Origin of the sequence: Niallia alba, assembly GCF_012933555.1 — a bacterium.
Lineage (GTDB): Bacteria > Bacillota > Bacilli > Bacillales > Cytobacillaceae > Niallia > Niallia alba.
Genome location: NZ_JABBPK010000001.1, coordinates 1,346,171 through 1,359,061, shown reverse-complemented (window position 1 = coordinate 1,359,061; position 12,891 = coordinate 1,346,171). Strand labels below are relative to the sequence as shown.

The following is a 12,891-nucleotide window of genomic DNA, read 5'->3' as shown; positions in this document are numbered from 1 at the left end:
TTATACTTTTTGCACTGTAATATCGCCTATATTAAGTAAAATATTTAACTTAATCTTTTTTATGGCCTCTTCATAATCAGCAGATTTAAACTCCATGCTATTTCCTATCCCGTCCTTAATCGACTGGAGAATTCGTACTTCTCCAATCTTTGCTTCTGCATGCACATAAATCGCTAGATCATCTGGAACAATAATTTTCACATCACCAATTCTTGCATGGATAAATAGTTCTGTTTCCCCTTCAGGAATAAAAGCTTTGCTAAAATCGAGATAGACATCTCCTATCCCATGCGAAATCTCCATCGGCTCAACAGCCCAATTGTCTGTGTTATATTTAACATCTCCGATTCGAAAAGATTTCGTAGTATACCGTTTTCCCATACTATTTATTTCAAAGGTAAATTTAGGTTTTATTAATCCTAATGCCATTAAAATAATAATTAATGGCCACAACCTCCAAAAATCCATAAATTTGAATTCTAATATTTGAAAACGATCCAATATTAAGAGACTGGAGAAGGTAAGAAGAAACAAGGTGAAAAACAAATTACTTTTTCGCTTAATCGCTATTTGATAGAGAGAAAGCAGCCCGTAAATAAGCAACAAAAACGGATATATTATGACAAATAATTTTTTTATTTCCAAGGAAATGACACCGATATTAACAAGTAATAAAATTACTCCCACAATCAGTAAACTAATAGAAAACATTATTTTGGAGATAGATTTTCTCAAAAACTCCCCTTCTTTCTTTAGACATCTATATCTAGAATATTGGGTTTCAACAAACAAAACATCCTTTGTATTCGTATAATTCTAAAAAGTATTACATTTTTAAAATATAAACCTATTGTACTACCATTATGAATTTTTTTGCTCCTTCTTTCGATGTTTTTTTCTCCATCTTGAGAAGGAGTCTATTACACCTCCTTTATTCTTTCTTGATTCTTTTAACATGAACGTTTCATCTGCTTCAAAAGGAATAAGGTAAACTCCCCATTTTTCACAGGAGAACCAATCACCTTTTACATACAGCGACATAATCTGTATTAACCGAATTGTGATAGATGCCTATAGCATCATCGACTTTAAATCGGGAAAGGAGCTGTATTTATTTGGATATCGAATTAACAGCACTTCATTGGATATATGTATTATTCATTGTCTTTATCATCGGCTTTATGGTAATGAGAAGAGATACTACCTTTATTTGTATCGTCGGAATCTTTCTTTTGGCGATAACAGCGACAGGTTCCCTAAGTACCTCGATTAGCAGCATTTTTAATAGCTTCATCTTTGCGATTACAGAATTGTTACCTACTATCGTTGTCATCTCTATTATTGTGGCAATGAGTAAAATTCTGACGAAAACTGGTATTAATGATGTGATGATTTCTCCCTTTTCCAAACTCATTCGTTCACCTGGTCTCGCTTATTGGACGATAGGGATAGTAATGATGTTGATTTCTTTCTTCTTCTGGCCATCACCAGCTGTGGCATTAATCGGGGCTGTACTGTTGCCAGTAGCTTTACGTGTCGGTCTGCCAGGAATAGCAGTTGCCATGGCAATGAATTTATTTGGTCACGGCATAGCATTATCAGGAGATTTTATCATTCAAGCTGCTCCAAAGCTTACAGCAGATGCAGCTGGTATACCAGTCCAAGATGTCATGCATGCAAGCATTCCACTTGTCATTGTTATGGGGCTTGTGACAACTATTACTGCGTTCTATTTTATTAAACGCGATATGAAAAGAGGAACTCTTACGTTTTCAACTGGAGCCACCTCTGCTAATAAATCGGATATTCTTCCGCAAGTAAATAGATTACTACTTAGCAGCACACAAAGGAAATTGTTTGCTATCCTTATTCCGATTCTCTTTATCCTTGATGTCGTTGCCATGTCTCTTTTAGATTTACAGGGGGGAGATGCTACGGCACTAGTTGGCGGAACATCGATTTTCATTCTACTTTTAATAACATTAGTAAGTTATAAAAATAAAGGGTTGGAGAAAACAACAAGTTATTTGATCGAAGGATTCCAATTTGGCTTTAAAGTTTTTGGTCCTGTTATTCCAATCGCCGCCTTCTTTTATTTAGGTGACTCAGGTTTTAGTACGATCATCGGTGACTTTCTTCCAAAAGAATCCCATGGAATCGTCAATGATCTCGGCGTAGCCTTGGCTTCAACTGTTCCATTAACAAAAGAAATCGGCGCCATTACATTAACAGCTGTGGGAGTTATTACAGGCTTAGACGGCTCTGGCTTTTCAGGAATTTCGTTAGCAGGATCGATTGCAGGTTTGTTTGCACATGCGATTGGCAGTGGGATAAGTACATTAACTGCTTTAGGGCAAATTGCTGCTATATGGGTTGGAGGCGGAACTTTAGTTCCTTGGGCACTAATACCCGCCGCTGCAATCTGTAACGTCGATCCATTCGAATTAGCAAGAAGAAATCTTCTTCCCGTCTGTATTGGATTAGTGGTAACTACTATTTTTGCCATGTTCCTTATCTAACTAGTTACTAACACTTAGAAACCAACAAAAAGGCTGGGTCATAAGTATTCCAGCCAAGGATAGATCCGAGCAATTATACGACGATACTAATGAAAGTTCCGTATAATTGTTTGGTTTTTTGTTTGGTTTTTTAAAGGATGTTTCCATGAAGTTTGGTGCGATTCCGGCTGCTGTGTTTTCCCAACTAATTATATTTCCTCTTGTAAAAAACGTGCAAAAACAGCCACTATTTACTAGCTAAATTAGAGATTGTTCGTTTTTACAAAGTATCTATTTAGTTATGTCCCAACCTTTTTCTCCTGTTTATTAAGTCGATCTTTAAAAGTTTCATACAAGCTAACCCATAAAAACAACCAGATACCTCCTAATAAATAACCACCAATAACATCTGTTGGGTAATGAGCACCTAAAACAATTCTACTTATTCCGATTAAAATAATTAACAAAAATGAAGCAGCTGCTAAAATTAGCTTTCCTACATTTCTTTTTATCTCATTCGCAAGAATATGAGCAATAAATAAATAAAGAAGTAAACCTACCATCGCATGCCCACTAGGAAAGCTAAAACTGTCTGTCTCCATGGCATCAGCAGTTACTGGTCTGGGTCTTGCCACCAAATCTTTGACCCATTTATTCAGTTCATTTCCAAGTCCCACACATAAGACAAATGCTGCAATCCCCGTATAATCTTTCTTTTTCCACCAAAGAAATGGGATAAATAACAAAGCAATAATCCCAATTCCCATTTTATCTCCTAAGTAAGATATTCCTTTCCAAAAAGGATTGAAACTAGCTGGAAAAAGTGTATCTATAAACTCAGTTAGCCCTGTTTCAAACGATAAATTCTCCTGTCCATTGACAGCGACAATTAGAATTATAAAGAACAGGAATGATAGAACTAGTAATCCCCAAGCCATTTTTGAATTTCTAATATCCATAATTTCCTCCTAAATGATATTCCATATTATCCTTATTTTAGCAACATCAACCTTATTAGGATAGGAAAAATTCACATGAACGGTATTTACTTTGCTCTCTTTTCTCCTATCTTCTTACTTTTTCCATGCTATAATGAAAATATTCTAAATAGTAAAACGAGGTGAAAGAGATGCTACAAACTATGTGGGAACGATTAGAAACTTATTACGACGAGATGATCGAAATACGGAGATACCTTCATCAATATCCAGAATTATCATTTAAAGAGCATAAAACCGCTCAATATATCATCTCTTTCTATGAAAAATTAGGAATTCATGTTACTGGAAATGTTGGTGGGAATGGAGTTGTCGCAAAAATAGATGGAGGAAAGCCTGGAAAAACAGTAGCAATACGTGCTGATTTTGATGCCCTTCCGATACAAGATGAAAAAGAAGTACCCTATAAATCAAAGATTCCAGGTGTGATGCACGCCTGTGGTCATGATGGACATACAGCAACATTATTAATACTTGCTAAAGTAATAAATGAATATAAAGAAGAGCTATCAGGAAATTTTGTATTTATCCACCAGCATGCAGAGGAATCAAACCCTGGCGGAGCAAAAGCAATGATTGCAGCAGGCTGCCTCGAAAACGTGGATGTAATTTTTGGAACGCATTTATGGGCGACACTCCCGACAGGTACTGTCGCCTACAAAGCTGGTCCAATGATGGCTGCTGCAGATGAATTCAAAGTTAAAATTCAAGGCCAAGGCGGACACGGAGCACAGCCCCATAAAACAAAAGATTCTCTTGTGACCGCTTCTCAGCTAGTCATAAATCTCCAACAAATTGTCAGCAGAAAAGTTAATCCTATTCATCATGCTGTTGTAACAGTAGGTTATCTTGAATCCGGTAATGCTTTTAATGTAATTGCCGATACAGCAACACTTGGCGGAACAGTTCGCACATTTGATTTAGGATCGCAAGCATTAATAAAAGAAGAACTAGAAAGAGTAATCAAGGGAACCTGCTATACTGCAAACAGTACGTATGAATTTATTTATGATGATGGCTATCCTGCTGTTGTAAATCATCCAGAAGAGACTTCCTTTTTAGCTCGCTGTGCACAAACTATTCCAGGATTGCTTGTACAAGAAAGCGAACCAGAATTAACCGGGGAGGATTTTTCCTATTATCTTCAGCATGTTAAAGGAACTTTTTTCTTCACAGGTGCAATGCCTGATACGAACGAGCCAACTTATCCTCATCATCATCCAAGATTCGATATTAACGAAAAGGCCATGCTTATTGCTGCAAAAACTTTGTGCTCTGCCGCTGTCCAATACGACCTTTCCTATTCGAAAGAAAAAACTAATACAACAATAAATTCGTAAATTTCCGAATGGAAAACGGAATGGATTCATCTTAATGAACCCATTCCGTTTATTTTGTTTGATTCTGTTCTTGAAAATAGCGCCAGCGATAAACGTTTCTAACTGCTTCTCCTAATTGATCCATTAAATTATAATTGGCGTATGCACCTACAGCTGCCCCGATACCTGGTACTAATTGAAGCATTTTTACAAAATCAATAAAATCGCGATATTCTTGCTGTAACTCCTGCCAATTAAGAGAAGCAATTTTATGCCTTTCTTCTTCCCAATTTTCGATTACCTCTAATGTTTCTCTTCTTTTTTCTTCACTCGAAAAAGCTAGCTGAAAAATATACAGTAAGTAGATTCTTTCCTCTAATTGATCCGTATCGTATCCGTACGTAGTTGCTGCCTCCATTAAAAACTTCATTTTAATGGAAAGTAACAGCGGAAAATCCGCCAAACCAAGCAATAGCCCGCCAGCACCTGTTCCCGCTCCTTCCACAACAGCAACTTTTTTGTATTGACTAATTTTTTTAGTTAACTCTTCATCTTTTCCTTGTAAAGAATGGAAGAAAGGCGGATTCTTTTTCTTTATAATATTACTGCCAGCTAAGGTAGCTTGAATCATCTGCTTGATTGCTTCCGTGATTGTTTGGTGAACTTTGTCTGGTATATAAGAATTTATTTTGGTTTGCGCTTTCTTAGACACTCTATTTAAAATGGACGAACGCTTTTGAATTTTACGTTTCCACTCCTCTACTTCTTCTAAAGCTCTTTGTTCATATTCATTCATTTCCCTTCCTCCTTATGCTTGTTCTTACGTACAATAGAAAGAATGGTTCCCTTTTTTCTTTGTTTCTAATCACAAAAAAGGAGCCTCAGTACCTTCTATAAACACACAAAGGTTAAAGCTCCTGACACAATTATCCGTTTTTCACTTTTTTATTTATGTAAAACAGCACAAAGAAGATAATAAAAACAACATTTACAATGAAAGAAATCAATGCATACATCCAGTCCCCTTTTGAGGCAATAATAAGAGATAAAATAATCCCTTGGGAGCCTAAAATAGATGCCATAATTTGCTTAAATGATTTTTCTCTATAAGAAGATTCCACCGGATAAATAGTAATCCACAGTTTATTATCATATGCATTCCAAAGGGGCAGTAACTGCAATCCTGTTAAAAAAACAAACAATACACTTATGAATACTTGTCCAGGTCCAAAAGACAAGAAAAAGATGAAAATTCCACTTATTGCTGTAAGCCGAATCGTTAATCCGAAATAATCACCTGCACGAACGTAGGTCCTCCAGTATAAATGGGTGAATACTTTTTCTTTCGCATAAGGAACACGGTTAAACAATACATCAAGAAAACGTCTTCGTTTAATACGGTTTCTTAGCTTTGGTACTTCTGTAAACATATTAGCGAAACGATAAAAAGATGCTAGTCTTTTTTCATCCTGCTCAATTAAATATTCCCATTTTACTCCTTTGTTGCTAGTTGCCTTCTGAAAATATATAAGCAAGAATGCCATGATAAGGAGCAAAGCAAGTATAAAAAGCGGAGAAGAATCGGCAAATAATAAATACAGGATAGCTAAGTTAATCAAGAAGCGCACAACCGTGTCTATATAATGATAGCGAACATTTACATAGTATTGAATATGCCAACGAATCAGCAAATTAGCTCCTTTACTAATTAGTAACACAATAAGCAAATACCAAAATTGACTAAAATCTCCGCCATGTACTTGCGCATATAATGGCATTAAAGCAGCAAGAATTATAACCAGTACATACCCTTGAATGACAAAGCTAACCATCATCGATTGCAGAAAATACTTTTTCATTTTTGTTTCCACTGCAATTAAAAAGATTCGATCAGCATCCTTCAAAAAGGTGTAGGTTGGGCTATTCGTCACAAAAAGAGTAAGGATAAAGCTCATGATAAGAGCAACAGGAAAATCATTAGGAATCGTTTTTAACCATGCTTGATAATAGTAGGCAGCAGTTCCTAGTAAAAAAACTAAAACAATGACAAGATGTCCATTAAAAATATACTTTAAATATTGGCCATATTCTTTAGCTGTTTGTCCAGCTCGCGCTCTCCACAGTTGCTTTTCATTAAATTCAAACATGTTCTTCTTCCTTTGTTAGAAGGATATATAAATCATCTAATGTTGCACCTGGCATATTAAATGCTGCCCTTAACTCATCCATCGTTCCCTGGCACTTTATTTTCCCTTCATGAATGATAATAATCCGGTCACAATATCTTTCCGCTGTAGCAAGAATATGAGTGGACATTAAAATACCTGCACCTTTTTCCTTCATTTTCTTTAGTTGGTCTAATAATGATTGAATTCCAAGAGGATCTAAACCAACAAATGGCTCATCAACTATATAAAGCGATGGCTCTACTAGAAAAGCACACATTATCATAACCTTTTGCTTCATTCCTTTGGAAAAATGAGCAGGAAACCATTTTAATCTTTTCTCCATACGGAACTCTTTTAATAGTACGTCCATTCGTTTTTGATATTCTGATTCAGACAAACCATATGCCATTGCCGTTATCTTCAAATGTTCTTCCAATGTTAATTCATCATATAATATAGGTGTTTCTGGTACAAAGGTAAATTCTTTTCGATACGCCTCTTTATCTCCCTCAAACGTCTTTCCATTAATAAGGATTTCTCCTTTATGTGGCTCCATTAACCCGATTATATGCCGGATTGTTGTACTTTTCCCAGCTCCATTTAAACCAATCAAACCAACCATCTCATTCTTATTGATGGAAAAAGAAATATCTTTTAGAACAGGATTCTTCGTATAGCCTCCAGTAACATTTTTTATTTCTAATAATGCCATCTATTGTACCTCCAATATGTATTATCTATAGTTTAACAACATTCTTCTTTAATTAAAAATGATTGCACAGAAAAATTTTTTATTCTTTTGTATATTAATTTCAGTTCGGGGACATTCTAATTATTGAAGGGGAGCACCAAAGGAATATTGCAGTATAACTCCAATATTAAATGAGGTGTTTGCAAAAGATTCTATAAAGATCTTTTAAAATAAACTTCCATTCGTTTTTAAAAGGGGATGTTTGCCTTGCATAAGCGAGATATAAACATGAGATCAGTAACACCAAGTTGCTTTCTATCAAAAGCAGCCCTATAAATCATTTCCACTTTGAAATGAGGTGTTTGTCGCAGACAGTCATCCATTCTTTATAAGTTTTTGAACATATAAAGACATTTTAAGGGGATGGTTCGTTTGAACAATGATCGATTTTTCTCATAATAACAATTCATTTTTAAATGAGGTGTTTATCAAAGAGAAGAACCCTAAAACATGAAGAAGTTCTCTCCTTCAATAAGAGGGTGTCCTAACAAGGTTTTCTTAACATGTATTGCCAGAAATGTACGGAGTTTGCTTAAACTTCTTACTTGGACAATTCATGTAAGAACAGCCTTTACTAGGCACCCTCTTTCCTTTTGGTGTTCACTAAAATAGCTCCTGTGTTAAAATATTGGTAATACATAATGAAGGAAGGTATTTTTATGAGTGATTGTATTTTTTGCAAAATAATGGCTGGAGAAATTCCGTCTAAAAAGGTTTTTGAAAATGAACATGTTATGGCGTTCTTAGATATTAGCCAAGTTACAAAAGGACATACATTGGTTGTACCTAAACAACATGTGAAAGATATTTATGAATTAACACCTGAAATTGCAAGCAATCTATTTGAAGTCGTGCCAAGCATTGCATCTGCAATTAAAGAAACATATGAACCAGTTGGTTTAAATCTCCTTAATAATAATGGCGAAAAAGCAGGACAATCTGTTTTCCATTATCATATGCATCTTATCCCACGTTATGGAAAAGGTGATGGTTTTGGCGCAGTATGGAAAACAAACTTTGATGGATATTCAAATGAAGAATTGACAGAGATTGCGAAGAAAATTGAAGAAAAAGTGAGATAAGTACCTACCAAACATACCGAGACAAAAGAATTTTCTAAAAAAATTCACTTTTTCCAAAAAGCTATTTAATAATAGTTTCAATTCTATTCCACTAATTCCTTCCCCCTTACCTATCAACAATCAAAATTTTTTAGCTTGGGGGAAATACTTTTTTAATAGTACAAAATTACTAAACACCCTTTTGAAAAATTCTAATTTTTTCAAAAAAGGTGTTTTTTTAATCTGTACAAATCAGCTGAATTTGTTAGTATAAGGGTATTCATTTTGTCTTTACCGCATTACAATTTGAACAAGTTAATTTAGGAGGAAAGCACGTTGAAAAGAGCATATAACTTTAACGCAGGTCCTGCAGCTTTACCAGAATGGGTTCTACAAGAAGCAAAGGAGCATTGGTTGAACTTTAATGATACAGGCATGTCCTTAATGGAATTAAGTCATCGTAGCGCTGACTATGAGGCTGTACATAATGAAGCAAAAGAGCTCCTTACATCTTTACTTTCTATACCAGATAATTATGAAATTCTTTTTTTACAAGGAGGCGCAAGTCTTCAATTTACGATGATCCCAATGAATTTGCTTCCTAAAAATCAAACTGCCTATTACGCACTCACTGGCATATGGTCAGAAAAAGCATTAAAGGAAGCTTCTAAACTTGGTAATACAGCTATTTCCATTTCAAGCAAAAATGAAAATTATTCATATATTCCTAATTCAGAACAGATTGAAGTACCAAAAGATGCTGCTTATCTTCATATTACAAGTAATAATACGATTTATGGCACCCAATGGAGCAGCTATCCTACCAATGTATCTGTTCCTTTAATTGCTGATATGTCCAGCGATATTTTAAGTACTCCAATAGATGTTTCGAAGTTCGGCTTGATTTATGCAGGTGCTCAAAAAAATCTTGGACCATCTGGAGTGACTGTCGTCATTATTCGAAAAGATTTGATAAAAGAAGATGCTGCTTTACCGACCATGTTAAGTTTTCATACACATGCTAAAAATAATTCTTTATTCAATACACCACCAACTTTAGCAATTTATCTTTTATCCCTTGTCTTAAAATGGGTAAAAAAACAAGGTGGAGTGGAAGGAATTGCTGCCATCAATAATGAAAAAGCAAAACACTTATATGATGTAATCGATCAAAGTAATGGTTTTTATCGTGGTCATGCAGAAGAAACAAGCCGTTCTAAAATGAACGTTACCTTTACTTTACAGTCAGAAAACCTCACAAAGGCTTTCTTACAAGAGGCAAAGGAAGCAGGATTTGTTGGTCTTAATGGACATCGATCTGTCGGTGGTTGCCGTGCTTCCATTTATAATGCTGTTCCTCTTGAACATGTAATGGAGCTTACTAAATTCATGAAGGAATTCCAACGCAAAAATCAATAACTTATGACAAAGTATAAGAGGAGAACCTAAAAAATAGTAATGATCGCTTGAATACGTTATAATGATGGAAAAAAGAGCGAGGTGTAAGTAAATGAGCGCAAAATCATTCTTATCAGGATTTTTAATCGGAGGAATTGCAGCGGGAATCACTACCTTACTAACTACTCCTTACTCAGGAAAAGAAGTAAGAAAAGCCTGCAATGAAAATGGAAAAGCATTTCTTCAACATATCCAAGAACTAAAATTGGATTTAAATGAAATAAAAGATTCTGTAAAAACAGCCACAGTAGAGGGTAAAACCGTATTTAGCACTTTTATTGAAGATCTTAAGCTATCATTAGAAACGTGGAAAGAAGAAGTAAAGCCACATCAAGAATTGCTTCAGAAGGAACTTGATGAATTACAATCTACGATCAATGAGTTAGAAAATGATTTAAAATAAAGTGAAACTTCCATCAGTGGGGGGTTCCTTCATCCCCCACTGATGGTTAGTTGAACCAATCGGACCTTTACGGGCAGTTGATCTCCCTCCTATCTTCCTCGTATTCTCATAAGCTTGAGATGGGAGTCTACTGTCCGTTAAAAGTGGGATAAGAATGATGCTTTAACAATCGAATAGCAGATAAAAAACGGAGGATTTCTAACATGAATATCCTCCATTTTTTTATTTCTCCTCACCCTCTCTCTCCATGTTATATTTCATTACACGATTATGTTAAATTTCTATTCGCATATAATTTTTCATTTCTCTTTTATGCCATTTCTGCTTAACTCTACCTAGCTGCTCTTTTTGTGAAAATTAATTTTTTATTCACTTCTTTTTTTTATGATTTTTCTAGATTTTACTATTACGTCTTTTTTGGAACACACAAAATGCTTATTCTTCTTTTTTCCTCTCTTCCGATCCCTTAAAATCTATAGACATTTTAAGGGATTTCCATTCGGGTTGATACATATTTATACATTAAAGCGCTTACTTTAAACAAAATTTCTTATTTCTAAAAATTTTGTTAATTTTTATCTTTATTAATTTTTGTTTTATTGGCATAATGTTTATAGATAACAGAAAAGTAGGTGATTTGTGGATGAATGAAAGTCAGATCTCAATGAAGGACGCTTTACTCTTCACTCAAAGAATTGGACAACTTAGCAAAGCATTATGGAAGGCAATCGAAAAGGATTGGCAAAATTGGATTAAGCCGTATGATTTGAACATTAATGAGCACCACATACTTTGGATTGCTTACCAGTTAAATGGTGCCTCTATTTCAGATGTAGCAAATTTTGGGGTAATGCATGTCTCAACAGCATTTAATTTTTCGAAGAAATTAGAAGAAAGAGGACTACTACAATTCTCGAAAAAAGAAAATGACAAAAGAAATACGTACGTTTGTCTTACAGATAAAGGCAAAGAAGTATTTGTTCAAATTATGGAAGATTATAATCCAAGTAACAGCTCAGCATTATCTGCCTCCTTACCAATCAAAAATTTATATGGCAAGTTTCCAGAGCTTTTAGAAATGATGACAATCGTTAAGCATATTTACGGAGATAACTTCATAGAAATTTTTGAAAAATCCTTTACTAATCTTGACGATATTTTGGAAGAGGACGAAGGGCATCTAAAGAAAAAAGATCCTGTATTTACTAAATAGAGAAATAAAAAATTGGGGAAAAGGACTCCAGGTTTGGGACATTCTAGACCGGTGGTAAAAAAAGATAAGAGGGCAGCTTGCTTTCTTGTCTTTTTTTCGGAAAATTTAAACAACTGTTACAAATGTAAAAAATACATAGAGAGAATGATCCTTCATTTCTTTCCAATCTAAAATAAAAAAATGTCTTAAATTTGTATAAAGAGACTATTGATTTTTTACTCTTTTCATCGTAAAGTAGCAAGGTGAGTTTGCTTGATTAAAACGCAAGATAAGGCAAAGAAAAGATATTCTTCCAATTATTAGTTATTCAAGCAAGAAAGTAATATCACAAGTAACTAAAAATTTCTCCCTATGGAGGGTATTAACATGAACTGTTGGAAGACTGTCAACTTCCATAAACAATATGGAGCTCAGCGCCTATTTATTCTGTCTTCTATGACAATGATTGGTTGTTTCCTTTTTCTATATGTACCAATTACAACCTATTTTGCACATAATAAACTTTCTGACGATTACTTTTTATTATTTATGGCAATGATTTTACTTATGTATCCTTTACACAAATTATTACATTTATTGCCGATGATTCATCTAGGGGATAAAATTAAAAAGACATGGAATAGACATTTGCAATTTTTGCCTGTTCTTCACATTCAGGTAAAAGAACCAATCGGTAAAATACACTTTCAGTTTGCCTTAATTATTCCATTTGTCATTATTAGTGGACTATTATTATTATCTTGCTTTCTTTTTACAAGTTATGTTCATTATTTTTTAATGCTTTTCGCTTATCATACAGGGATGTGTGTCCCAGATTTTATTCGAATGAAAAACCTATGGCGTTCTCCTCGTTCTTGTTATGTCGAAGAAAACGAAGATGGATTTGAGATATTGATAAATAATGTTAGTGAATTATCGTAAAGAGATTCTATTATTGTCTGACGAAACATACAATGATATAAAACTTGAATGCTTGTTTAACAGCCTCCTTAAGATAGATTGCAAGGAGGCAAGAGAATCAT

12 protein-coding genes are annotated in these 12,891 nt (G+C 34.5%); 7 read left to right on the top strand and 5 right to left on the bottom strand.

Annotated elements, in window-relative coordinates; genetic code table 11:
* On the bottom strand, nucleotides 1-735 hold the full coding sequence (gene liaF / locus HHU08_RS06730) for a cell wall-active antibiotics response protein LiaF (RefSeq protein ID WP_016202005.1): 735 nt from the start codon (nucleotides 733-735) through the stop codon (nucleotides 1-3).
* 380 nt (nucleotides 736-1,115) lie between these two features.
* Between liaF and HHU08_RS06725 the strand changes: the two genes are divergently transcribed.
* A complete protein-coding gene (locus HHU08_RS06725; protein WP_169188082.1) occupies nucleotides 1,116-2,519 on the top strand; it encodes a hypothetical protein in 1,404 nt (467 codons plus the stop codon).
* A 278-nt stretch (nucleotides 2,520-2,797) separates the two neighbouring features.
* Here HHU08_RS06725 and HHU08_RS06720 read toward each other — a convergent pair whose 3' ends face one another.
* Nucleotides 2,798-3,457: a phosphatase PAP2 family protein gene (locus HHU08_RS06720; protein WP_016201955.1), complete on the bottom strand. Its 660-nt coding sequence runs from the start codon at nucleotides 3,455-3,457 to the stop codon at nucleotides 2,798-2,800.
* Between the two features lie 170 nt (nucleotides 3,458-3,627).
* Here HHU08_RS06720 and HHU08_RS06715 point away from each other — a divergent pair, with 170 nt between their 5' ends.
* Nucleotides 3,628-4,836, top strand: a complete 1,209-nt coding sequence (locus HHU08_RS06715) for a M20 family metallopeptidase (RefSeq protein WP_169188081.1) — start codon at nucleotides 3,628-3,630, stop codon at nucleotides 4,834-4,836.
* A gap of 49 nt (nucleotides 4,837-4,885) precedes the next feature.
* On the opposite strand, the gene HHU08_RS06710 is transcribed toward HHU08_RS06715, so the two are convergent.
* The 3 genes from HHU08_RS06710 to HHU08_RS06700 form a co-directional block, all read right to left on the bottom strand.
* Nucleotides 4,886-5,611 carry an EcsC family protein gene (locus HHU08_RS06710; protein ID WP_169188080.1) on the bottom strand — a complete coding sequence of 242 codons (726 nt, stop codon included), beginning with the start codon at nucleotides 5,609-5,611 and terminating at the stop codon, nucleotides 4,886-4,888.
* A gap of 130 nt (nucleotides 5,612-5,741) precedes the next feature.
* Nucleotides 5,742-6,962, bottom strand: coding sequence for an ABC transporter permease (locus HHU08_RS06705; protein WP_169188079.1), 1,221 nt, complete (start codon nucleotides 6,960-6,962; stop codon nucleotides 5,742-5,744).
* Entirely contained in the window at nucleotides 6,955-7,695 is a 741-nt protein-coding gene (locus tag HHU08_RS06700; RefSeq protein ID WP_169188078.1) for an ABC transporter ATP-binding protein, read from the bottom strand. The genes HHU08_RS06705 and HHU08_RS06700 overlap by 8 nt, the downstream gene beginning before the upstream one ends.
* A gap of 698 nt (nucleotides 7,696-8,393) precedes the next feature.
* On the opposite strand from HHU08_RS06700, the gene HHU08_RS06695 reads away from it, so the two are divergent.
* The 5 genes from HHU08_RS06695 (at nucleotide 8,394) to HHU08_RS06675 (ending at nucleotide 12,790) form a co-directional block, all read left to right on the top strand.
* Nucleotides 8,394-8,816, top strand: coding sequence for an HIT family protein (locus HHU08_RS06695; protein WP_169188077.1), 423 nt, complete (start codon nucleotides 8,394-8,396; stop codon nucleotides 8,814-8,816).
* 315 nt (nucleotides 8,817-9,131) lie between these two features.
* The gene (gene serC, locus HHU08_RS06690) at nucleotides 9,132-10,214 is read left to right on the top strand and encodes a 3-phosphoserine/phosphohydroxythreonine transaminase (protein WP_169188076.1); all 1,083 of its coding nucleotides are present in this window, start codon (nucleotides 9,132-9,134) and stop codon (nucleotides 10,212-10,214) included.
* A 91-nt stretch (nucleotides 10,215-10,305) separates the two neighbouring features.
* Nucleotides 10,306-10,656 carry a YtxH domain-containing protein gene (locus tag HHU08_RS06685; protein WP_101730359.1) on the top strand — a complete coding sequence of 117 codons (351 nt, stop codon included), beginning with the start codon at nucleotides 10,306-10,308 and terminating at the stop codon, nucleotides 10,654-10,656.
* A gap of 643 nt (nucleotides 10,657-11,299) precedes the next feature.
* Nucleotides 11,300-11,869, top strand: coding sequence for an HTH-type transcriptional regulator Hpr (locus tag HHU08_RS06680; protein WP_016201947.1), 570 nt, complete (start codon nucleotides 11,300-11,302; stop codon nucleotides 11,867-11,869).
* Between the two features lie 366 nt (nucleotides 11,870-12,235).
* Entirely contained in the window at nucleotides 12,236-12,790 is a 555-nt protein-coding gene (locus HHU08_RS06675) for a DUF3267 domain-containing protein (RefSeq protein ID WP_016201946.1), read from the top strand.
* Nucleotides 12,791-12,891: the final 101 nt, after the last annotated feature.

Excerpts from the sequence above, each read along its gene's own strand:
- HHU08_RS06720 (WP_016201955.1), bottom strand. The coding sequence starts at position 3,457 with ATGGATATTAGAAATTCAAAAATGGCTTGGGGATTACTAGTTCTATCA.
- HHU08_RS06715 (WP_169188081.1), top strand. The coding sequence starts at position 3,628 with ATGCTACAAACTATGTGGGAACGATTAGAAACTTATTACGACGAGATG.
- HHU08_RS06710 (WP_169188080.1), bottom strand. The coding sequence starts at position 5,611 with ATGAATGAATATGAACAAAGAGCTTTAGAAGAAGTAGAGGAGTGGAAA.
- HHU08_RS06705 (WP_169188079.1), bottom strand. The coding sequence starts at position 6,962 with ATGTTTGAATTTAATGAAAAGCAACTGTGGAGAGCGCGAGCTGGACAA.
- HHU08_RS06700 (WP_169188078.1), bottom strand. The coding sequence starts at position 7,695 with ATGGCATTATTAGAAATAAAAAATGTTACTGGAGGCTATACGAAGAAT.
- HHU08_RS06695 (WP_169188077.1), top strand. The coding sequence starts at position 8,394 with ATGAGTGATTGTATTTTTTGCAAAATAATGGCTGGAGAAATTCCGTCT.
- HHU08_RS06685 (WP_101730359.1), top strand. The coding sequence starts at position 10,306 with ATGAGCGCAAAATCATTCTTATCAGGATTTTTAATCGGAGGAATTGCA.
- HHU08_RS06680 (WP_016201947.1), top strand. The coding sequence starts at position 11,300 with ATGAATGAAAGTCAGATCTCAATGAAGGACGCTTTACTCTTCACTCAA.
- HHU08_RS06675 (WP_016201946.1), top strand. The coding sequence starts at position 12,236 with ATGAACTGTTGGAAGACTGTCAACTTCCATAAACAATATGGAGCTCAG.